The 20,079-nt window shown below is 67.6% G+C and carries 22 protein-coding genes; 11 read left to right on the plus strand and 11 right to left on the minus strand.

All coding sequences use genetic code 11. The annotated features are described in order from the left end of the window. Positions 1-7 precede the first annotated feature (7 nt). Genes tolQ through WC493_RS08305 form a run of 3 tightly spaced genes read left to right on the plus strand, consistent with a single transcriptional unit; the run spans position 8 to position 2,251 of the window. The gene (tolQ, locus tag WC493_RS08295) at positions 8-772 is read left to right on the plus strand and encodes a protein TolQ (RefSeq protein WP_373064457.1); all 765 of its coding nucleotides are present in this window, start codon (positions 8-10) and stop codon (positions 770-772) included. Positions 773-775: 3 nt separating this feature from the next. After that, positions 776-1,210: a protein TolR gene (tolR, locus tag WC493_RS08300; protein WP_373064459.1), complete on the plus strand. Its 435-nt coding sequence runs from the start codon at positions 776-778 to the stop codon at positions 1,208-1,210. Positions 1,211-1,246: 36 nt separating this feature from the next. Next, positions 1,247-2,251: a hypothetical protein gene (locus WC493_RS08305; RefSeq protein WP_373064461.1), complete on the plus strand. Its 1,005-nt coding sequence runs from the start codon at positions 1,247-1,249 to the stop codon at positions 2,249-2,251. A 19-nt stretch (positions 2,252-2,270) separates the two neighbouring features. On the opposite strand, the gene WC493_RS08310 is transcribed toward WC493_RS08305, so the two are convergent. Further along, positions 2,271-3,452, minus strand: coding sequence for an acetyl-CoA C-acyltransferase family protein (locus WC493_RS08310; protein ID WP_373064463.1), 1,182 nt, complete (start codon positions 3,450-3,452; stop codon positions 2,271-2,273). A gap of 82 nt (positions 3,453-3,534) precedes the next feature. Further along, a complete protein-coding gene (locus tag WC493_RS08315; protein ID WP_373064465.1) occupies positions 3,535-4,179 on the minus strand; it encodes an outer membrane lipoprotein carrier protein LolA in 645 nt (214 codons plus the stop codon). A gap of 204 nt (positions 4,180-4,383) precedes the next feature. On the opposite strand from WC493_RS08315, the gene WC493_RS08320 reads away from it, so the two are divergent. Then, complete coding sequence (locus WC493_RS08320) at positions 4,384-5,838, plus strand: malonyl-CoA decarboxylase (protein WP_373064467.1); 1,455 nt, start codon at positions 4,384-4,386, stop codon at positions 5,836-5,838. Beyond that, a complete protein-coding gene (locus tag WC493_RS08325) occupies positions 5,838-7,355 on the plus strand; it encodes a malonyl-CoA synthase (RefSeq protein ID WP_373064499.1) in 1,518 nt (505 codons plus the stop codon). Before WC493_RS08320 ends, WC493_RS08325 begins: the two co-directional genes overlap by 1 nt. Before the next feature lie 117 nt (positions 7,356-7,472). Here WC493_RS08325 and WC493_RS08330 read toward each other — a convergent pair whose 3' ends face one another. The 4 genes from WC493_RS08330 to WC493_RS08345 all read right to left on the minus strand — a co-directional run bounded on the left by WC493_RS08330 (position 7,473) and on the right by WC493_RS08345 (position 11,029). Then, positions 7,473-7,631, minus strand: a complete 159-nt coding sequence (locus WC493_RS08330; RefSeq protein ID WP_373064469.1) for a hypothetical protein — start codon at positions 7,629-7,631, stop codon at positions 7,473-7,475. A gap of 20 nt (positions 7,632-7,651) precedes the next feature. Further along, positions 7,652-10,120, minus strand: coding sequence for a DNA translocase FtsK (locus tag WC493_RS08335; RefSeq protein ID WP_373064471.1), 2,469 nt, complete (start codon positions 10,118-10,120; stop codon positions 7,652-7,654). Positions 10,121-10,224: 104 nt separating this feature from the next. Beyond that, positions 10,225-10,563: a P-II family nitrogen regulator gene (locus tag WC493_RS08340; protein ID WP_373064473.1), complete on the minus strand. Its 339-nt coding sequence runs from the start codon at positions 10,561-10,563 to the stop codon at positions 10,225-10,227. 64 nt (positions 10,564-10,627) lie between these two features. Beyond that, positions 10,628-11,029, minus strand: coding sequence for a hypothetical protein (locus tag WC493_RS08345; protein ID WP_373064475.1), 402 nt, complete (start codon positions 11,027-11,029; stop codon positions 10,628-10,630). 185 nt (positions 11,030-11,214) lie between these two features. Here WC493_RS08345 and WC493_RS08350 point away from each other — a divergent pair, with 185 nt between their 5' ends. The 4 genes from WC493_RS08350 (at position 11,215) to pyrF (ending at position 15,815) form a co-directional block, all read left to right on the plus strand. Beyond that, positions 11,215-12,840 carry an FMN-binding glutamate synthase family protein gene (locus WC493_RS08350; protein ID WP_373064477.1) on the plus strand — a complete coding sequence of 542 codons (1,626 nt, stop codon included), beginning with the start codon at positions 11,215-11,217 and terminating at the stop codon, positions 12,838-12,840. Positions 12,841-12,955: 115 nt separating this feature from the next. After that, positions 12,956-13,723: a gamma-glutamyl-gamma-aminobutyrate hydrolase family protein gene (locus tag WC493_RS08355; RefSeq protein WP_373064479.1), complete on the plus strand. Its 768-nt coding sequence runs from the start codon at positions 12,956-12,958 to the stop codon at positions 13,721-13,723. Positions 13,724-13,728: 5 nt separating this feature from the next. Next, a complete protein-coding gene (locus WC493_RS08360) occupies positions 13,729-15,069 on the plus strand; it encodes a glutamine synthetase family protein (RefSeq protein WP_373064481.1) in 1,341 nt (446 codons plus the stop codon). 8 nt (positions 15,070-15,077) lie between these two features. Then, the gene (gene pyrF, locus WC493_RS08365; RefSeq protein ID WP_373064483.1) at positions 15,078-15,815 is read left to right on the plus strand and encodes an orotidine-5'-phosphate decarboxylase; all 738 of its coding nucleotides are present in this window, start codon (positions 15,078-15,080) and stop codon (positions 15,813-15,815) included. 21 nt (positions 15,816-15,836) lie between these two features. Here pyrF and WC493_RS08370 read toward each other — a convergent pair whose 3' ends face one another. From WC493_RS08370 to WC493_RS08385, 4 genes are all read right to left on the minus strand, one after another. Beyond that, on the minus strand, positions 15,837-16,583 hold the full coding sequence (locus WC493_RS08370) for an SDR family oxidoreductase (protein WP_373064485.1): 747 nt from the start codon (positions 16,581-16,583) through the stop codon (positions 15,837-15,839). An 8-nt stretch (positions 16,584-16,591) separates the two neighbouring features. Further along, the gene (locus tag WC493_RS08375) at positions 16,592-16,894 is read right to left on the minus strand and encodes a type II toxin-antitoxin system RelE/ParE family toxin (protein ID WP_373064487.1); all 303 of its coding nucleotides are present in this window, start codon (positions 16,892-16,894) and stop codon (positions 16,592-16,594) included. Next, positions 16,891-17,163, minus strand: coding sequence for a type II toxin-antitoxin system ParD family antitoxin (locus tag WC493_RS08380; protein ID WP_373064489.1), 273 nt, complete (start codon positions 17,161-17,163; stop codon positions 16,891-16,893). Before WC493_RS08380 ends, WC493_RS08375 begins: the two co-directional genes overlap by 4 nt. Positions 17,164-17,244: 81 nt before the next feature. Next, complete coding sequence (locus WC493_RS08385; RefSeq protein ID WP_373064491.1) at positions 17,245-18,228, minus strand: malate dehydrogenase; 984 nt, start codon at positions 18,226-18,228, stop codon at positions 17,245-17,247. A gap of 240 nt (positions 18,229-18,468) precedes the next feature. On the opposite strand from WC493_RS08385, the gene WC493_RS08390 reads away from it, so the two are divergent. Next, on the plus strand, positions 18,469-19,173 hold the full coding sequence (locus tag WC493_RS08390; protein WP_373064493.1) for a CoA transferase subunit A: 705 nt from the start codon (positions 18,469-18,471) through the stop codon (positions 19,171-19,173). A gap of 11 nt (positions 19,174-19,184) precedes the next feature. Next, positions 19,185-19,826: a 3-oxoacid CoA-transferase subunit B gene (locus WC493_RS08395; protein ID WP_373064495.1), complete on the plus strand. Its 642-nt coding sequence runs from the start codon at positions 19,185-19,187 to the stop codon at positions 19,824-19,826. Here the strand turns inward: WC493_RS08395 and WC493_RS08400 are convergent. Next, positions 19,823-20,079 (minus strand): methionine biosynthesis protein MetW (locus WC493_RS08400; RefSeq protein WP_373064497.1); only part of this gene is annotated, 257 nt, incomplete at its 5' end. The genes WC493_RS08395 and WC493_RS08400 overlap by 4 nt on opposite strands.

Here is a 20,079-nt window from a genome sequence, read left to right on the forward strand (position 1 = left end):
AACGACGATGAATCCTGATACTGCGTCTTCGGCCTTGACCGCGCCGGTCGGCGATATTGCGGCAACCGGACTGGGTGGGGCGACCGCGCCCGACATGTCGATCCTCGGCCTCTTCATGCAGGCCGACTGGGTGGTGAAGCTGGTCGTGGTGCTGCTTCTGCTCGCCTCCTTCTGGTCCTGGGCCATCATCATCGACAAGCTGCGCCGGCTGCGCCGGGTGCAGACCCAGGCCGACCAGTTCGAGGAAGCCTTCTGGTCCGGCAATTCGATCGACGATCTCTACGAGCGGATCAACGGCCGCCCGGATCATCCCCTCGCGCTCATCTTCGTCGCCGCCATGCGCGAATGGCGTCGCGCCACCGACCGCCTGGCGACCCCGGCCGCGGCGCTGGCGACCGGGCTGCAGGAACGCATCTCCAAGGTCATGCGCGTCGCCCTCAATCGCGAGCTGGACGGGCTGGAGCGCTACCTCGGCTTCCTCGCCACCGTCGGTTCGACGGCGCCCTTCGTCGGCCTGTTCGGCACGGTCTGGGGCATCATGAATTCCTTCTCGTCGATCGCGGTCTCCAAGAACACCTCGCTCAACGTGGTGGCACCGGGTATCGCGGAAGCGCTCTTCGCTACGGCACTCGGCCTGGTCGCCGCCATCCCGGCCGTGATCGCCTACAACAAGCTGTCGTCCGACGTCGGCCGTTTCCAGGGCCGGCTCGAGAGTTTCGCCGATGAATTCTCGGCCATTCTCTCGCGCCAGCTCGACGAACGGAGGCACTGAGCCATGGGCGCTTCCCTCGGCGGCGGCGGGCGGCGCTCGGGCCGCAATCGCCAGCAGATGATGAGCCAGATCAACGTGACGCCGATGGTCGACGTCATGCTGGTGCTGCTGATCGTCTTCATGGTGGCGGCGCCGCTCTTGACCGTGGGCGTGCCGGTCGACCTGCCCACCACCCAGGCCGATACGCTGCCGCAGAACGACAAGCCAGTGATCGTCTCGGTCGACGGCCAGGGCCAGATCTTCATCGGCGACAAGCAGGTCTCGCCCACCAACCTGGTGGCGGAGCTCCAGGCCGCCGCCAAGGGCGGGCCGGAAACCCGGATCTATGTCCGCGGCGACCAGGCCATCAACTACGGCAAGGTGATGGAGACCATGGGCCTGATCAAGGCCGCCGGCTTCACCAAGGTGGCGCTGATCGCCCTGCCGCCGGCCAAATGATTGTAATGCGTTAGGACCAGAAGGCTCGTCTCGATCATGCGCCAGGGTGCAATCGCTTCCGGCATTTTCCATCTGCTGCTGATTGCCCTTCTGGTCTTCGGCCTGCCCCAGTTCGCCCAGCCCCTGCCGGACGTGGAGCCGATCTCGGTCGAGATCGTCGATGTCTTCAGCGACCGGGCCAATCCGCCGCCGCCGCTCCGCGCCAAGACGCCGATCCCGCCCGCCGCCACGACGAAACCTCTGCCGCCGGCAGAGACGCTGCACGAAGCGGCACCGCCGCCGTCCTCGCCGCCGACCCCGCCCGCGCCGACGCCGCCGACCCCGGCGCCCGAGTCCAAGCCGGTGGCCCCCCCGGTGGCCCAGACCAAGCCGTCGCCGCCCCAGGTCGCCCAGAACGTGCCGCCGCCCGATCCGGTGAAGAGCGAAGTGCCGGAACCGGCACCGGCCAAGCCCGTGCCCGAGAAGCCCAAGGAACCGGAAAAGCCGCCGGCCCCCGAAAAGCCGAAGGAGCCCGAGAAGCCGACTCCGGCCAAGCCGGCGCCCGACAAGCCGCAGCCGCAGAAACCGGCCAAGCCCGCCAAGCCGCGCGACGAGAAGGCGCTCGACCTGAACGACCTCGACGCCCTGCTGAACGACCATTCGGACACCAAGCCGGGCGCCCCGCCGCCCGCCAACGCCCGCGAGTCGGACAAGCCGAACCGCGAGACGACGAACAGCAACCGGCCGAACGAGCCCCTGAGCAATTCGGAAAAGGGCTTGATCATCGCCCAGCTCGCCCAATGCTGGCGCGTCGACGCCGGCATGGCCGGGTTCGACAAGATGTCGGTCACCTGGCGCGTCCAGCTCGACCAGACCGGGTCACTGATCGGCCAGCCCGTTTTCGTGGTCAAGTCGCCGTGGACCAGCAATGCCTTCGCAGACTCGGCTTACCGAGCCTTCTACAAATGCAGTCCGTTCAAGAATCTGCCGATCGCGAAATATGACGCCTGGCGCGACCTGCAGGTGACCTTCACGCCGCAGGGCTTCGCCTTCGGGGGCTGAGCCCCCGAAGGCGTGAGGCTCAGACCCGTTCGACGATGGCGGCGATGCCCTGGCCGCCGCCGATGCACATGGTGATCAGGCCGTAGCGGCCGCCCGTGCGCTGCAGTTCATAGACCGTCTTCACGGTGTTCATGGCACCGGTGGCGCCGACCGGATGGCCGAGCGAAATGCCCGAGCCGTTCGGATTGACCTTGGCCGGGTCGAGGCCCAGCTCCTTGGTCACGGCGCAAGCCTGGGCGGCGAAGGCTTCGTTCGACTCGACCACGTCGAGGTCGCCGGTCATCAGCCCGGCACGGGCCAGCGCCGCACGGGTCGCCGGCACCGGGCCGATCCCCATGTAGAGCGGCTCCACGCCGGCATGGGCGTAAGCGACCAGGCGCGCCAGCGGCTTCAGGCCCAGGCGCTCGACCGCCGCCTTGGACGCGAGGGTCACCGCCGCCGCGGCGTCGTTGATGCCGGAGGCATTGCCGGCGGTGACCGAACCATCCTTCTTGAAGACGGGACGCAGGCTGGTGAAATCCTCCGGCTTGGCGTCGGGACGGAAATGCTCGTCGGTGTCGAAGGCGACGGGCTTGCCCTTCACCTTCACTTCGATCGGCAGGATCTGGTCCTTGAAATAACCGGCCTTCACGGCATTGGCCGCGCGGCGATGGGATTCGAGGGCGAGCGCATCCTGGTCGTCGCGCGAGACGGCGTGGCGTTCCGCCACATTCTCGGCCGTGATGCCCATCAGCACGCGGTTGAAGGGATCGGTCAGGGCGCCGTTCAGCATGTCGCGCATGGCGACGTCGCCCATCTTGGTGCCGAAGCGCCCACCCGAAACCTGATGCGGGGCGCGGCTCATCACTTCGGCGCCACCGGCGACCGCGACGTCATAGTCGCCGAGGGCGATGCCCTGGGCCGCCGAAATGATCGCCTGCAGGCCCGAGCCGCACAGGCGGTTCAGGGTGAAGGCCGGGGTTTCGACGGGAATGCCGGCGTTCACGCCGGCGACGCGGGCCAGATACATATCCGCCGGCTCGGTCTGCACGACCTGGCCGAACACCACATGGCCGATCGTCTCGGGCGCCAGGCCGGCGCGCTTCAGGGCCTCGACCGTGACGGCCGTCGCCAGTTCGCCCGGGCTCTTGTCCTTCAGCGAGCCGCCGAAAGTGCCGATCGCCGTGCGCACGCCCGAAACGATATAGACTTCGTTCACCACTTGGATCCTCCGCTTGTTCGTGCGGCGGACTATACACGGCGAGGCGGCGGCGCCAACGTCCAAGGAGACGACGAAAAGCCGCCTATTTGTCGTGGCGGTTGGCGGTGGCGCCCGGCGGATCGTCGAAGGTGAAGATCTTGGGATCGAAGCTGCCGCCCTGCTTCATGTCGTCGAGCGTCACCACGGTGTTGATGCCCTGGGCATCCAGCACCTGCCACTGGCGGAACTCGAAGGGATTCTCCGTGAAGACCAGGGTCAGCTTGCCGTCGTCCTTGCGGTCGGGCGCGATCATCGAGATGCCGAAGGCCTGGCTGTCGCGCAGCACCTCGGTCACTTCGAGGCCGTCGGCGAAACTCACCTTGTCCCGCACCAGGACGCCGAGCGGGGTGCGGTAGAGGGGATAACGGTCGACCTGCTTGATCTCCTTGTCGAAGACGATGAGCCAGGTGCCGTCGGCGACGATGAGGAGCTGGGTCGGCGCTTCATATTCGAAGCGGAGCCGGCCGGGGCGTTGCAGGAAGAGTTTGCCCTGCGCCATGCCGCCGTTGGAATCGACCTGGGTGAAGCGCGCTTCCAGGGTACGGATGCCGTTGAACAGCGCTTCGACGCGGGCGACGTCGCCCTTGTCGCGGGTGGTCAGGGTGGCGGCCATCGCCCGCGGGGCGAAGGCGAGCGCGGCGAGACCGAGGGCGAGCAGCCCGCGGCGGTTCAAAGCACGGTCGGTCATGGCAGTCGACAGGGGTACCGAAATCATGGGCGCCAAAGTGGTACGGCAAGACGGCCAAAGCAAGGCCGCCGCCTGAAATAAGGAACCCCGGCCGCGCCGGCCCGTTCCCGCCCCACTTGGAACAAGGGCCGCAAGCCACCATTGTCTTGAGATCGGGACCCGGCCGCCGCATCCTGGCGGCCTGCCCCAGTGAGGGAGACCGTCATGAGCACTTCGGGCTTTTTTTCCGGCCTGCTGGAGACGATCACGAACCGCAGCCGCGAGGTTTTCGGCGGGCGCGACACACTCGCCCTGTCGGGGCCGAAGCGGCCGGATTTCGGGCCGCGCGTGGATGCCCTGCTGACGGGCCGGGGCGAAGCCTCCGGCGTCGCCCGGGCGCGCGAGATCCTGTCGCTCTGGCAGGCCGCGGACGAGGACGGCAAGCGCGACTTCCTGCTCATGCTGGCGCGCGCCTACGGCCCCCGGCTCGATGCCCTGGAAGCGGCGATCACCCGCTACCACCAGGAACCCTCGCCGGCCACCATCGCCGCCCTGTCCCGGGCCGCCGAACCCCGGCGCCAGGAAGTGCTGCGCCGGCTCAACCTGGCGCCCGGCGGGGTCGCCATGCTGGTCGCCATGCGCGCCCATCTCCTGACCATCCTGAAGCAGGACCCGGCACTCGACGCGCTCGACCAGGATTTCGTCCATCTCTTCTCGAGCTGGTTCAACCGCGGCTTCCTGGTCTTGCAGCGGATCGACTGGTCGACGCCGGCCAATATCCTGGAGCGCATCATCGCCTATGAGGCGGTGCACCGGATCCACGACTGGGACGAATTGCGCCGCCGCCTGGCACCGCCCGACCGGCGGCTCTATGCCTTTTTCCATCCCCAGCTGGTGGACGATCCGCTGATCTTCGTCGAAGTGGCACTGACCCGCGAGATCCCTTCGGCGATCGACCAGGTGCTGGCCGAACAGCGGGACCCGATCGACCCGGCGACGGCCACCACCGCCGTCTTCTATTCGATCTCCAACTGCCAGGAAGGGCTCCGCGGCATCTCCTTCGGCAATTTCCTGATCAAGCAGGTGGTCGAGGACCTGCACCGCGAACTGCCGTCGCTGACCACTTTCGTCACCCTGTCGCCGGCACCGGGCTTCGCCCGCTGGCTCGACGCCCGCCGGACCGAAGCGCCGGCCGAGGATCCGGAAACTTTCCCGACGGCCGACGAGCGCGCCGTCCTCCAAGCCCTCGACCGGGCCGACTGGGCACTGAACGGCGAGACGGCGGAAGCGGTGAACCGCGTGCTGGCGCGCGGCGCCGCCCATTATTTCCTGAAGGCGCGTAGCAAGGAGGGCCGCGTGGTCGATCCGGTGGCGCGCTTCCACCTCGGCAATGGTGCCCGGCTCGAAAGGGTGAACCCGCTGGGCGACCGCTCGATGAACGGAATGCGCCAGTCCCATGGCCTGATGGTCAACTACCTCTATGATCTCGCCGACATCGAGGCGAATCACGAAGCTCTGGCGACACGGGGCGAAGTGGTCGCCTCCGACGAGGTCCGCTCCCTGCTGGCGCTGCCGCCGGCCGGCGAGGACGCGGCCGGACGCAGCATGGGCGAGCGCCTGGGTCTCGGTGCGCTTCGCCTGTCGCGCCGGCGCAGCGGGGCCGGCGGCGGGGGGAAATGATGGCCAATCACCTGTTCGACCGCCTGACCGCGGGCGCGCCCGCGCCCGGGACGCCCTTCATCCAGGCGGGACCGGGGCCGGGCGTCAGCTACGGCGAACTGAAGCCGCTGTCCGGCCGGATCGCCAATGTCCTGGCCGGGATCGGCGTGAAGCCGGGCGACCGGGTCGCGGTCCAGGTCGAGAAGAGCGTCGATGCCCTGCTGCTCTATCTCGCCTGTGTGCGTGTGGGGGCCGTCATCCTGCCCTTGAACACCGGCTATACCGCGGCCGAGGTCGATTATTTCGTCGGCGATGCCGAACCCGCCCTGCTGGTGGTCGACCCTGCCAAAGCCGCCGCCCTGGCGCCCGTGGCCGCGGCCCATCACGCGAGGCTGGAAACCCTGGGACCGAGCGGCGAAGGCAGCCTGCCACGCCTCGCCGCCCATGCCGATCCCGAATTCCGCACGGTTTCGCGCGGGCCGGCCGATCTCGCCGCCATCCTCTACACCTCCGGCACCACCGGGCGTTCCAAGGGGGCGATGCTGAGCCACGACAATCTCGCCTCCAATGCCGAGATGCTGGTCGACTATTGGCGCTTCACCTCGAAGGACGTGCTGATCCACGCCCTGCCGATCTTCCATACCCACGGGCTCTTCGTTGCGACCAATGTGATCCTCTGCGCCGGCGCCTCGATGTTCTTCCTGCCGCGCTTCGATCCGGCCGAAGTGATCGCGCTGATGGCGAAGGCGACCTGCCTGATGGGCGTGCCGACCTTCTATACCCGCCTCCTGGCCCAGCCGGGCCTGACGCGGGAAGCCAGCGCTTCCATGCGCCTGTTCATTTCCGGCTCCGCCCCCCTGCTGGCGGAGACCCACCGCGACTTCGAAGCCCGCACCGGCCATGCCATTCTCGAGCGCTACGGCATGACCGAAACCAACATGAACACCTCGAACCCCTATGACGGCGACCGCGTGCCGGGCACCGTCGGCTTCCCCCTGCCCGGCGTCTCGCTCCGCGTGGTCGAGCCGGAGACGGGCGCACCGGTCGAGGCCGGCGCCATCGGCATGATCGAGGTGAAGGGGCCGAACGTCTTCCAGGGCTATTGGCGGATGCCGGAAAAGACCAAGGCGGAATTCCGCGCCGACGGCTATTTCATCACCGGCGACCTCGGCCGGATCGACGCGCGCGGTTACGTCCATATCGTCGGCCGCGGCAAGGACTTGGTGATCTCGGGCGGCTTCAACGTCTATCCGAAGGAAGTCGAGGGCGAGATCGACGCCCTGCCCGGCGTCGTCGAGAGCGCCGTGATCGGCGTGCCGCATCCCGATTTCGGCGAAGGCGTCACCGCCGTCGTGGTGCGGAAGCCCGGTGCCACCCTGGACGAAGCGGGCGTGCTCGCCGCCCTCGCCGAGCGGCTGGCCAAGTTCAAGCAGCCGAAGGCGGTGCTCTTCGTCGACGACCTGCCGCGCAACACCATGGGCAAGGTCCAGAAGAACCTGCTGCGCGAGACCTACAAGGGAATTTACGCGGCGGGATAGAGACTCTCCGTCATCGCCGGGCTTGACCCGGCGATCCACGTCTCTCGGCCCGGCGTGGTGTTCTCGTGGATGGCCGTGTCGAGCACGGCCATGACGATAGGGGGAGCCTATCGGCCTCTACATCCCGTCGGTGTCGTCGGGCGGCAGGATTTCGTCGTCAGAGTCGCTGTCTCTCTCCACCCGCAGGCGGTCGAGCTTGGCGTCGAGGGCCTGCACTTCAGCGCGCAGCGCGCGGAGTTCGGCGAGGATTTCGGTCAGGAGGCTGTCGGTACTCATCATTCACTCGCCGGGCGGGGTCAGAGGACCCGCTCGCCCGCTTCGTTGATCAAGACTTCACGTTTGCCGACATGGTTCGGCTTGCCGACGATGCCGGCGTCTTCCATCTGCTCGATGATGCGGGCAGCGCGGTTGTAGCCGATCTGCAGGTGGCGCTGGATGAAGCTGGTCGAGGCCTTGCCCTCGCGCGCCACCAGGGCGACCGCCTGGTCGTAGAGGTCGTCGCCGGTCGAGGCGCCGGCGGCACCGCCTTCGAGCGCCTCCATGCCCTCCGGCTCCTCGGTCACGGCGTCGATATAGTCCGGCTCGCCCTGGGCCTTCAGGAAGGCGATCACGGCTTCCACTTCCTGGTCGGAGCAGAAGGGACCGTGCACGCGGGTGATGCGGCCGCCGCCCGCCATATAGAGCATGTCGCCCTGGCCGAGCAGCTGTTCGGCGCCCTGTTCGCCCAGGATCGTGCGGCTGTCGATCTTGGAAGTGACCTGGAACGAGATGCGGGTCGGGAAATTGGCCTTGATCGTGCCGGTGATGACGTCGACCGAAGGCCGCTGGGTCGCCAGGATCAGGTGCATACCGGCGGCGCGTGCCATCTGGGCCAGGCGCTGGATCGCCCCTTCGATGTCCTTGCCGGCGACCATCATCAGGTCGGCGAATTCGTCGACGATGATGACGATGAAGGGCAGCGCCTCGAGCGCGATCGCCTGTTCCTCGAAGATCGGCTTGCCGGTCGAGGGCTCGAAGCCGGTCTGCACCGTGCGTTTCAATTCCTCGCCCTTGGCCCTGGCTTCGGCGATGCGGGCGTTGTAGCCGGCGATGTTGCGGACGCCGAGGCGCGACATCTTGCGATAGCGCTCCTCCATCTCGCGGACCGCCCATTTCAGCGCCACCACGGCCTTGCCCGGCTCGGTCACCACGGGTGCCAGCAGATGGGGAATGCCCTCGTAGACCGAGAGTTCGAGCATCTTGGGATCGACCATGATCAGCTTGCACTGGTCCGGCGGCAGCCGGTAGAGCAGCGACAGGATCATGGTGTTGACCGCGACCGACTTACCGGAACCCGTCGTACCGGCGACCAGCAGATGCGGCATGCGCGACAGATCGGCCACCACCGGCGCACCGCCGATGTCCTTGCCGAGGGCCAGTGTCAAGGCCGAAGCCGTCTTCTCGTATTCCTGCGACGACAGGATCTCGGAGAGCCACACCGTCTCGCGTTTGGCGTTGGGCAGTTCGATGCCGATCGCATTCCGCCCGGGCACCACCGAGACGCGGGCCGAAATAGCGCTCATGGAACGGGCGATGTCGTCGGCGAGGCCGATCACCCGGGCGGACTTGGTGCCCGGCGCCGGCTCGAGTTCATAGAGCGTGACCACCGGGCCGGGGCGCACCTTCACGATATGGCCGCGCACGCCGAAATCGTCGAGCACGGATTCGAGCAGCCGGGCGTTGGTTTCCAGGGCCGCCTCGTCGACCGCCGCCGCCTCGCGCTTGGGCGCGGGCTTCAACAGGGAGAGCGGGGGGAGCTGGTGCTGGTCGGCCGGGCCGAGGTCGAGGGCGGCCTGGCTTTCCTCGACCGCGCGCTTGCCGGGCTTGGGCGTCTTGGCCGGGGTCTCGACGATGCGGCGGCTGTCGGTCGCGGCGGGGGTCGCAATCTCGCCCGCGGCAGGCGTCGCAGGGGCCTCCGCTGCTTCCTCGCGCCGGGTGAAGCGGGGTTCCTGGCGGGAGCGAGCGGCACGGGCGGGACGCGGCGGGGCCGCCGCCTCCACCTCGTCGTCGCTCCGTTTCAGGCGGAGTTCGGGCGGTGCGCCGGGCCTGGGGTGCAGGCGGGCGGCGATCCCGGCAATCCAGCGCGTGCCGTCCCGCCCGGCGCGGCCGGCCCTTGCGGCGCCGCGACCGAGTGCGCGCCATTCGCCCAGGCTGAGGCCCATGGCCGTGACCAGGACCATGAGGCAGAGCAGGACGAGCACGAAGGAGAGCCCGCCGCCATCGAGCGAGAGGCCGACCTTGCCCAACATGCGTTGAGCCCAAGGCGCCACGACGGCGCCGACCATGCCGCCGAGCCCGCTGCGCAGCGGCCAGCCGGAACCGACCGTAAAGCCGTTGACCGCTGCGGCGCCGAGCGCCAAGCCGACAGGGGCCAGGGCCAGATTGAGCCACCACAGCCTGAGCCCGCGATGGGAGAACAGGCGCCAAGCCCAGGCGCCGAGCAGCAGCGGCATCAGCCCGGCGGCGATGCCGAGCCACTGGATCGCGAAATCGGCGACATAGGCGCCGGGCAGGCCGATCAGGTTGCGAGTCGGCGCATCGGTCTCGACATTCAGGCTGGCGTCGCCCGGCGAATAGGAGACCAGGGCGAGGCCGAGCACGGTCGCCCCCACGAAGAGTCCGAGGCCGGCGAATTCGACCACGCGAGCCCCCATCGCCCGGGCCAGCCCGTTGGGCAGCAGGCGGCTGGCGCGCACTTCGGACGACGTTCCGGCCGCTTGGGCCATGGGGACCTCATAGGCTGGCGGCCGGCGGAGCCGGCACGGGAACGAATCAACAACTGGAGGCTACACGTGCAGCCGCCCCCAAACAATGGGGGTCCAGCGCGGGTTCAGATCGCCGCTTCGCCCCGCTCGGAAGTGCGCACGCGGCAAGCGTCGACGAGTTCGAGGACGAAGAGCTTGCCGTCGCCGAGCTTACCCGTGCGGGCCGTGCGCTCGAGCGCCTCGAGCACGTCGGCCAGCCGCTCGTCGTCGACCGCGATGTCGATCCGGAGCTTGGGCACGAAGGCGATCTGATATTCGGCCGAACGGTAGATTTCGGTATGGCCGTGGGAGCGGCCGAAGCCGATCGCCTCGGTCACTGTCATGCCGCGCACCCCGAGCGGCTCCAGCGCGGCACGGACGGGTTCCAGCTTGAAGGGCTTGATGATCGCGATGACGAGCTTCATGGGGAGACTCTAGAGCATCGCGCCGATTCCGAACATCGCGATCATCGCCAAGATCCGCGACAGATCAGGCACCAGCCCCGCGGCGCCGGAGTTTCAGCCAACTGTCGAGCCCGACCGCGACGAGAGCCGCCACCACGAAGATGGTCACCGTCGGATCGACAGTGAGGCCGAGGCTGCGGAACAGGCCGCCCAGGGTGTCCTCCTCCATGCGGGCCAGGACGGCGATGCCGACCACGGCCGCGCCGATGGCCAGTGTGGCGAGCCGACCGCCGCCCGGGACCACAGCCCGGCCCGGCGCACCCGCGCCGAGCATGTGGTCGAGCGCCACGGCCGAGGCGGCGACCAGCACGAGGATGAAAGGCAGGGGATCCATCGGAAAGCCGAGACCGCGGATGACATCGTGGATTTCGCTCCGGCCCCAGGCCATGAGACCGACACCGATCAGGAAGAAGACGATCGTCCTCATCTCCAGCACCCCTGGTTGAAATCTCAGGCCCCTCGGCAACAGATTAGCGGCGGCGCGGAGGCCGGCAAGACAGCCCTTCGTCGCAGGGAACGCGGCGAAATTTCAGCACCTGTCACCGACCCGCGCTTTTCTCGGCGGAGCGGTTGTGCTCCCATGCGCGCGCCGCCAGCGGGGGAGCCGAAGGGATGCCGAACGTCAATCTCTGGTCCATGACCGGCCGTTACCTGGCATTCGGCATCTGTATCGCCTTCGCGGTCTTCTCGCTGCCCTACATCGGCACTTCGGCCTGGCTCGACCTCGCATCGTTGGTGGCCTGGATCCTGGTGGCGCTCGGCGTCTACGACCTGTGGCAGCCGCGTCATGCCGTGCTGCGCAATTATCCGGTCATCGGCCACCTGCGCTACATGTTCGAGGCGATCCGCCCCGAAATCCGCCAGTACCTGCTGGAAGACGACCGCGACAAGGTGCCCTTCTCGCGCGCCCAGCGGAGCCTGGTCTATGCCCGGGCCAAGAACGAGATCAGCGAACGGCCCTTCGGCACGCTCTCCGACGTCTATGACGACGGCTACGAATTCATCTCCCATTCGCTGCGCCCGGCGCCGCTGGCCGATCCCGGCAAGTTCCGCGTCACCGTGGGTGGGCCACAGTGCAGGCAGCCCTATTCGATCTCGGTCTTCAACATATCGGCCATGAGCTTCGGCGCGCTCAGCGCCAATGCGATCCGCGCCCTCAACCGCGGGGCCAAGATGGGCAATTTCGCCCATGACACCGGCGAAGGCTCGATCAGCCCCTATCACCGCGAGAACGGCGGCGACCTCGTCTGGGAACTGGGCAGCGGCTATTTCGGCTGCCGCACCGAGGACGGCCGCTTCGACCCGGAGAAATTCGCCAGGCAGGCGCGCGATCCCCAGGTCAAGATGATCGAGATCAAGATGAGCCAGGGCGCCAAGCCGGGCCACGGCGGCATCCTGCCGGCCCACAAGGTGAGCCCCGAGATCGCCGAGGCCCGCGGCGTCCCGATCGGCAAGGACTGCATCTCGCCGGCCCGCCATTCCGCCTTCTCGACCCCGGTCGAGATGATGCAGTTCATTGCCAAGCTGCGCGAACTGTCGGACGGCAAGCCGGTCGGCTTCAAGCTGTGCATCGGCCACCCCTGGGAATTCATGGGCATCGTGAAGGCGATGCTGGAGACCGGCGTCACGCCCGATTTCATCGTGGTCGACGGCAAGGAAGGCGGCACCGGCGCCGCCCCGGTCGAATTCACCGACCATCTGGGCGTGCCTCTGCGGGAAGGCCTGCTGTTCGTCCACAACACGCTGATCGGCGCGGGCCTCCGCGACAAGGTGAAGCTCGGCGTCGCCGGCAAGATCGTCTCCGGCTTCGATATCGCGCGCCTACTGGCGCTCGGCGCCGACTGGGCCAATGCGGCGCGCGGCTTCATGTTCGCGGTCGGCTGCATCCAGTCGCAGGCCTGCCACACCAACCGCTGCCCGACCGGCGTCGCGACCCAGGACCAGGTGCGCCAGCGCGCCCTGGTGGTGCCGGACAAGGCGGAACGGGTCTACAACTTCCACCGCAACACCCTGCGCGCGCTGGCCGAGATGCTGGCCGCCGCCGGCCTCGACCATCCCTCGAAGCTCGGGCCGCACCACTTGGCGCGGCGTGTCTCCTCCGGCGAGATCCGCCTGTTCTCGCAGATCAACTACGCGCTCGCGCCGGGTGCGCTCCTGGACGGCAGGATCGACAGCCGCTTCTACGGCTCGAGCTGGGCCATGGCGCAGGCCGAGAGTTTCGACGCCCGGCCGATGTGAGTCTTAAGGCCGGCGCAAGCCGGCCGATATGAGGTTTGCGGCCGGCGCGGGGCAGCCGAGCGCGGCGGAAAGACGCTGTTTACCCCGCGCGCCGGGCCGTGCTAGCGGTTTCCCCATGACCCGCAGCATCACACCCATCGTCGGCGTTCCCGCCTGTGCCCGCGTCATCGAAGGCCATCCCTTCAATGTCGTCGGCGAAAAATACATTGCCGCCGTGGCCGAGGCCGCCGGCTGCCTGCCCCTCTTGATCCCGAGCCTGCCCGTGCCCCTCGACCTCGAGGTGGTGCTGGGGGCCGTCGACGGATTGCTGGTGACCGGCAGCCCCTCGAACGTGCATCCCGCCCGCTACCAGGGCGAGGCGAGCCGACCCGGCACCCTGCACGACGAGCAGCGCGACGCCACCACCCTGCCCCTGATCGCCGCCGCGATCGCGCGCGGCATGCCGGTCTTCGCGATCTGCCGCGGCCATCAGGAACTCAATGTGACGCTGGGGGGCACGCTCTTCCAGCATGTCCAGGAACTGCCCGGCCGGCTCGACCACCGGGCGCCGGAGGGCGAGCCGATCGCGGTCAAATACGGCCCCGCCCACAAGGTGACGGTGACCCCGGGCGGCCTGCTCGCCCGCCTCACGGGGCTTACCGAATTCGAGGTGAATTCGCTGCATTCCCAGGCGATCGACCGTGTCGCCCCCGGCCTCGCGGTCGAAGCGGTGGCGCCGGACGGCACGATCGAAGCCGTCACCGCGCCGGATGCGCCGGGCCTCGTCATTGCTGTACAGTGGCATCCGGAGTGGCGTGCGCTGGAAAATCCGGTGTCGATGCGGCTCTTCGAGGCATTCGGCGAGGCGGCCCGGCAGTATGCGTCCCGGCCGCGGAGGGGATAGGGTTCATGTCACAGCTCGAGACTTGGCTGCGCGAGCGGCACATCACGGAAGTGGAATGCCTGGTCCCGGATATTTCCGGCGTCGCCCGCGGCAAGATCCTGCCGACCTCGAAATTCCTGAAGAGCCAGACCGACAATTCGCTGCGCCTGCCGGAATCGATCTTCTCCCAGACCGTGACCGGCGATTTCATCGACAGCGAAGTGACCGACCCGACCGAGCCGGACGTCGTCCTGAAGCCCGATCCGGACACGCTCTCGCTCGTGCCCTGGTACGACGATCCGACCGCCCAGGTGATCAACGACTGCTTCTACCGCGACGGCAAGCCGGTTGCGATCGCGCCACGCCAGGTGCTGCGCCGGGTGATCGACCTCTATGCCGAACGGGGCTGGAAGGCGATCGTGGCGCCGGAACTGGAATTCTATCTCTGCGCCAAGAACGTCGATCCCGACTATCCGCTGCAGCCGCCGGTAGGCCGCTCCGGCCGGGCCGAGACCGGCAGCCAGTCCTACGGCATCGATGCGGTCAATGAATTCGACCCGATCTTCGAGGACGTCTATCAGTACTGCGAGGCGCAGGAACTAGACGTCGATACGCTGATCCACGAGGCCGGCCGCGCCCAGTGCGAGATCAACTTCAACCACGCCGATCCGATGTCGATGGCCGACCAGGCCTTTCTGTTCAAGCGCACGGTGCGCCAGGCGGCGATGCGCCACGGCGTCTATGCGACCTTCATGGCCAAGCCCTATTCGGAAGAGCCGGGCAGCGCCATGCATCTGCACCAGTCGATCGTCGACATCAAGACCGGGCGCAACCTGTTCTCGGACGCGGACGGCAACGACACGCCGCTGTTCCTCTCCCATATCGCCGGCCTGCAGAAGTTCCTGCCGGCGGCCATGCCGCTGATCGCGCCCAACGTGAATTCCTATCGCCGCCTGACCCGCTTCATGTCGGCGCCGATCAACCTGCATTGGGCGCGGGAAAACCGCACGGCCGGGCTTCGCGTGCCGGAATCGGGCCCGGAAGCCCGCCGGGTCGAAAACCGGGTGCCGGGGGCGGATGCGAATCCCTATCTCGTCATCGCAGCGTCACTGGCGTGCGGCTATCTCGGTATGATAAACCAATTGGAGCCGACTGATCCGATCAGCGGCAGTGCTTACAGCCGCAAATTCGCCTTGCCCCGCTACCTGCCGGATGCCCTGAACAAGCTCAAGGGCGCCGACGAGCTGAGCGAGGTCCTGGGCGAGGATTTCGTCACCCTGCTCATGGAAGTGAAACAGGCGGAACACGACGCCTATCAACAGGTGATTTCGGCATGGGAACGAGAACATCTACTGCTGAACGTGTGAGCGACGACGTGGCCCTTCCCCAACAGGCCCTTCCTCGCCTCGACGTGCCGCTGCGCGAACGCCTGATTGTCGCCCTGGATGTCCCCAACGTCATCCAGGCGCGCAATATCGTGGCGGCGCTGGGCGACACGGTGGTGTTCTACAAGCTGGGCCTGCAGCAGGTCTTCGGCGGCGGTCTCTCGGTGGTCGCCGAATTGTTCCGGCTCGGCAAGAAGGTCTTCCTCGACGCCAAGCTGACCGACATCGCGGCGACCGTGGGCAATGCAACCACCAATATCGCCCGCACCGGCACGGCATTCCTGACCGTGACGGGCGATGCCCCGATCGTGCGCGCCGCGGTCGAGGCGCGCTCGCGTGCCGGGGCGCGGAAGCCGCTGATCCTGGCGGTCACCGTGCTCACCTCGCTCGACCAGAAGGACATCGAGGACATGGGCTTTGCCATGCCGCTCGAAGACCTCGTGGTGCACCGCGCGCTCAAGGCCAAGGAAGCGGGGGCCGACGGCGTCATCGCCTCCGGCTTCGAGGCGGCCAAGCTGCGCGCCCTGCTCGGCCCCTATATGCGCATCGTCACCCCCGGCATCCGTTCGGCCGACAGCCCGAAGGACGACCAGAAGCGGGTGATGACCCCGGCGGAAGCGATCGAGGCCGGCGCCGACCATATCGTGGTCGGCCGCGACATTCTGCGCAGCCCGGCGCCCGAGGCCAAGGCCCGCGCCATCCTGGACGAGATCGCCGGCGCGCTCTGAGCGCCGGCGCCTTCTTTCCGCTCAGCCCCGCCCGACGAAGGGCATGGCTGTCGCGGCGATCGTCAGGAAGCTCACGTCCGCCTCGGCCGGCTGGCTCGCCATGAAGACGACGGCATCGGCCGCGCGGGCGACATCCATGCGCGGCTCCGGCCTTATCGTACCATCGGCCTGGGGCATCCCCACCGCCATCTGCCCGGTCATGCCCGTCGCCGCATTGCCGATGTCGATCTGGCCGCAGGTGATGCCGAAGGGCCGGCCGTCCAGCGAGATCGACTTGGTGAGGCCGGTGATGGCATGTTTGGTCGCCGTATAGGCGGCCGAGAAGGGCCTCGGGTGGTGGGCCGAGATCGAGCCATTGTTGATGATCCGCCCGCCCTGGGGCACCTGCGCCTTCATGCGCCGGAACGCCTCCGCCGCGCAGAGGAAGGAGCCGGTCAGGTTGACCTCCACGAGGGCGCGCCATTCGGCGGGATCGATCAGGTCGACACTGCCGTTGGCACCGAAGGTCCCGGCATTGTTGAAGAGGACGTCGATCCGCCCGAAGGTGTCCACTGCTGCGGCAAACAGCATGGCGACCGATTTCTCGCTGGTGACATCGCTCGGCACCGGCAGCACGAGATCGGGAAAGGGGCAGAGGTCGCGCGTCTCGTCCAGCGCCGCGGCCCGGCGTCCGGCCAACACCACCTTGTCGCCCCGCGCCGAAAAAGCCAGCGCCGTCGCCCGGCCGATGCCGGAACCGGCGCCCGTGATGATCACGACCTTGCTCATGGCAGTCCTCATTCCTCGATCTGACCGACGGTCATGTCGCGCCGCCCGTGCAGGACGCGCAGAAGCTCGACCGCTGTTTCGGTGACGCGGTAGAGCGTGAGATAATGCCCCGTCACCAGATGGCGAACGCCGGGCATGATGTCGTCCCGGGCCGGCCCCGAAAAGGGGTTGCGGGCGAGCAACAACCAGCGCGCCTCGATGGCGTCGAGCATCCGGTCTGCTGCCGCGGGATTGTCGATCGCTATATGGTGCCAGATCTCGATCAGGTCTTCGTCGGCACGTCGGGTCCGCGCGATCGGCCGAGCAGTCACCGGCCCTCGCGGACCAGGCGGCGCCGTGCCTCGGCCTTGACCTCGTCCATGGTGGCATGCGGGCTCGGCCCGCTGGCGATCGACTCGACCACCAGGGCTGCCAGTTCGGCCGGATCGTAGCCGATCGGTTCGCGCCGCTCGCGCCATTCGCGAAGAGCCGCGCCGACCGCATCGCCGGCCGTGGCATAGGCCCCCGACTCGACGGCACGGCGAAGCGCGCCGGCCATCTCTGGGCTCAGATCGACGGTGATCTTTTCGGGCTTGCTCATGCACCGAGGATAGACACGTGGAGCCGAAACGAAAACCCCCCTCGCCCCGCGGGGGGGCGAGGGGGGCGAAGAGGAAACGCCTTACTTCAGCAGGTCGGCGACGCCTTCGGCTTCCGAGAGCAGCTCGTCGAGGGTGACCTTGAAGCGCTCCTTCGAGAAGTCGTCCATCTCGATGCCCTTCACGACCTTGTATTCGCCGTTCTCGCAGACGCAGGGCATGCCGAACATGATGCCTTCCGGCACGCCGTAGGAACCGTCGGAGGGCACGCCCATCGAGACCCAGCCGCCGTTGGTGCCCAGCACCCAGTCGTGGATGTGGTCGATCGCGGCATTGGCGGCCGAGGCGGCCGAGGACAGGCCGCGCGCCTCGATGATGGCGGCGCCGCGCTTGCCGACGGTCGGCAGGAAGACATCGCGGTTCCAGGCTTCGTCGTTGATCTTCGCCTTGATCGAGACGCCGCCCGAGGTGGTGGCGCGATAGTCGGCATACATGGTCGGCGAATGATTGCCCCAGACCGCCAGCTTCTCGAGCGAGGAGACGGCGACGCCGGCCTTGGCCGCGAGCTGCGAGAGTGCGCGGTTGTGGTCGAGGCGCAGCATGGCGGTGAAATTCTTCGCCGGCAGGTCGGGCGCCGACTTCATGGCGATATAGGCGTTGGTGTTGGCCGGATTGCCGACCACCAGCACCTTGACGTCGCGCGAGGCGACCTTGTTCAGGGCCGCGCCCTGGACCTTGAAGATGGCGGCATTGGCAGCCAGCAGGTCGGCGCGCTCCATGCCCTTCGAACGGGGACGGGCGCCGACCAGGATGGCGACGTCGGCATCCTTGAAGGCCACTTCCGGATCATCGGTGATGACCACGCCGGCGAGCGTCGGGAAGGCGCAGTCCTCGATTTCCATGACGACGCCGTTCACGGCGTTGAGCGCCTGCGGCAGGTCGAGAAGCTGAAGGATGACAGGCGTGTCCTTGCCGAGAAGGTCGCCGTTGGCGATGCGGAACAGCAGCGAATAGGCGATCTGGCCGGCGGCGCCGGTCACTGCAACGCGGACGGGGGATTTTGCCATGATGGTCTCCAGGACGCTGGGAAGGCGGGGAGTCGGCCCCCGCAAGAACGAAGCATCAGGCAGCACACTAGCGCCCGTTTCGCAACCTTCAATCTCGCGTTTGCACGAAGTCCCCGACCAATGTCGAGGGAAATCGCGCCGGGTTCCTGCCGCGTTGCGCTAATCCTTTCGGCGCTGCATTCTGTCCCCGGGGGGCGAGCCTGCCCCTGCGTCACCCGGCAGAAACGGAACTGCGCGACAATGAGCAAAAAGGTCTATCCCGATGCGGTCACCGCCCTCGCCGGGCTGCTCCGCGACGACATGGTCATCATGGCCGGCGGCTTCGGCCTGTGCGGCATCCCGGAAAATCTGATCGACGGCATCCGCCTGTCGGGCGTGAAGGGCCTCACCTTCATCTCGAACAATGCGGGCGTCGACGGTTTCGGCCTGGGCGTCCTTCTGGAGACGCGGCAGGTCCGCAAGATGATCAGCTCCTATGTCGGCGAGAACAAGCTGTTCGCCCAGCAATATCTCTCGGGCGAACTCGAGCTCGAATTCAACCCGCAGGGCACGCTGGCAGAACGCTGCCGTGCCGGCGGCGCCGGCATCCCGGCCTTCTTCACCAAGACCGGCGTCGGCACCCTGGTGGCCGAGGGCAAGGAAACCCGCGTCTTCAACGGCGAGACCTATGTGATGGAGACGGGCCTCGTCGCCGACCTCTCGATCGTGAAGGCCCATTGCGGCGATACCGCCGGCAATCTCGTCTACCGGAAGACGGCGCGGAACTTCAACCCGATGATGGCGACCGCCGGCAAGGTCACCGTGGCCGAGGTCGAGCAACTGGTCGAGCCCGGCACGATCGATCCGGACCATATCCACACGCCCGGCATCTTCGTCCAGCGCATCATCAAGGGCGAGAATTACGAGAAGCGCATCGAGCAGCGCACGACCCGGAAGAAGATCTGAGGAGCCCCGCCATGGCTTGGACCCGTGAACAGATGGCCGCCCGCGCGGCCAAGGAGCTGCAGGACGGCTTCTACGTGAACCTCGGCATCGGCATTCCGACGCTGGTCGCCAACTACATCCCCGAAGGCGTGCATGTCACCCTGCAGTCGGAGAACGGCATGCTGGGCATGGGTCCCTTCCCCTTCGAGGGTGAAGAGGACGCGGACCTGATCAACGCCGGCAAGCAGACCATCACCGAACTGCCCGATTCGAGCTTCTTCTCCTCGGCCGACAGTTTCGCCATGATCCGCGGCGGCCATATCGACCTCTCGGTCCTGGGCGCCATGCAGGTCGCGGAGAACGGCGACCTCGCCAACTGGATGATCCCGGGCAAGATGGTGAAGGGCATGGGCGGCGCCATGGACCTGGTCGCCGGGGTGAAGAAGGTCGTGGTGGTGATGGAACACACGGCCGGCAATTCGCCCAAGCTGCTGAAGGCCTGCAACCTGCCGCTGACCGGCACCCGCGTCGTCGACATGGTGATCACCGACCTCGGCGTCTTTACGATCGACAAGCATGGCGACGGCGGCCTGACCTTGATCGAAGTGGCCGAGGGCGTACCCCTGGCCGAGATCGAGGCGAAGACCGAAGCCTCGTTCGACGTCGCCCTCTAACCCCGGGCGAGCTGGAACACTGCCTGCTCGCCGAGAAGGTTGGGCAGGCGGCCGGCCACCCGGCGCCAGCGGCCGCTCCGTCCGACCGCCAGGCCGCGCTCGATGGTGATGCCCATCTCCTGCGTCAGCTCGACGAAGTCGCGGATGGTGCAGAGGTGGATATTGGGCGTCGCCCACCAGGGCTCGGCCAGGCAGGAGGTCACGGGCATGGTGCCGCGCATCAGAAGATGGGTGCGCACCCGCCAATAGCCGA

It is taken from the genome of Zavarzinia sp., assembly GCF_041650655.1.
Classification (GTDB): Bacteria; Pseudomonadota; Alphaproteobacteria; order Zavarziniales; family Zavarziniaceae; genus Zavarzinia.

What these genes read in the sequence shown, in the direction of transcription:
- tolQ (WP_373064457.1), top strand. Translation starts at nt 8, where the DNA reads ATGAATCCTGATACTGCGTCTTCGGCCTTGACCGCGCCGGTCGGCGAT.
- tolR (WP_373064459.1), top strand. Translation starts at nt 776, where the DNA reads ATGGGCGCTTCCCTCGGCGGCGGCGGGCGGCGCTCGGGCCGCAATCGC.
- WC493_RS08305 (WP_373064461.1), top strand. Translation starts at nt 1,247, where the DNA reads ATGCGCCAGGGTGCAATCGCTTCCGGCATTTTCCATCTGCTGCTGATT.
- WC493_RS08315 (WP_373064465.1), bottom strand. Translation starts at nt 4,179, where the DNA reads ATGACCGACCGTGCTTTGAACCGCCGCGGGCTGCTCGCCCTCGGTCTC.
- WC493_RS08320 (WP_373064467.1), top strand. Translation starts at nt 4,384, where the DNA reads ATGAGCACTTCGGGCTTTTTTTCCGGCCTGCTGGAGACGATCACGAAC.
- WC493_RS08325 (WP_373064499.1), top strand. Translation starts at nt 5,838, where the DNA reads ATGGCCAATCACCTGTTCGACCGCCTGACCGCGGGCGCGCCCGCGCCC.
- WC493_RS08330 (WP_373064469.1), bottom strand. Translation starts at nt 7,631, where the DNA reads ATGAGTACCGACAGCCTCCTGACCGAAATCCTCGCCGAACTCCGCGCG.
- WC493_RS08335 (WP_373064471.1), bottom strand. Translation starts at nt 10,120, where the DNA reads ATGGCCCAAGCGGCCGGAACGTCGTCCGAAGTGCGCGCCAGCCGCCTG.
- WC493_RS08340 (WP_373064473.1), bottom strand. Translation starts at nt 10,563, where the DNA reads ATGAAGCTCGTCATCGCGATCATCAAGCCCTTCAAGCTGGAACCCGTC.
- WC493_RS08345 (WP_373064475.1), bottom strand. Translation starts at nt 11,029, where the DNA reads ATGAGGACGATCGTCTTCTTCCTGATCGGTGTCGGTCTCATGGCCTGG.
- WC493_RS08350 (WP_373064477.1), top strand. Translation starts at nt 11,215, where the DNA reads ATGCCGAACGTCAATCTCTGGTCCATGACCGGCCGTTACCTGGCATTC.
- WC493_RS08355 (WP_373064479.1), top strand. Translation starts at nt 12,956, where the DNA reads ATGACCCGCAGCATCACACCCATCGTCGGCGTTCCCGCCTGTGCCCGC.
- WC493_RS08360 (WP_373064481.1), top strand. Translation starts at nt 13,729, where the DNA reads ATGTCACAGCTCGAGACTTGGCTGCGCGAGCGGCACATCACGGAAGTG.
- WC493_RS08370 (WP_373064485.1), bottom strand. Translation starts at nt 16,583, where the DNA reads ATGAGCAAGGTCGTGATCATCACGGGCGCCGGTTCCGGCATCGGCCGG.
- WC493_RS08380 (WP_373064489.1), bottom strand. Translation starts at nt 17,163, where the DNA reads ATGAGCAAGCCCGAAAAGATCACCGTCGATCTGAGCCCAGAGATGGCC.
- WC493_RS08385 (WP_373064491.1), bottom strand. Translation starts at nt 18,228, where the DNA reads ATGGCAAAATCCCCCGTCCGCGTTGCAGTGACCGGCGCCGCCGGCCAG.
- WC493_RS08390 (WP_373064493.1), top strand. Translation starts at nt 18,469, where the DNA reads ATGAGCAAAAAGGTCTATCCCGATGCGGTCACCGCCCTCGCCGGGCTG.
- WC493_RS08395 (WP_373064495.1), top strand. Translation starts at nt 19,185, where the DNA reads ATGGCTTGGACCCGTGAACAGATGGCCGCCCGCGCGGCCAAGGAGCTG.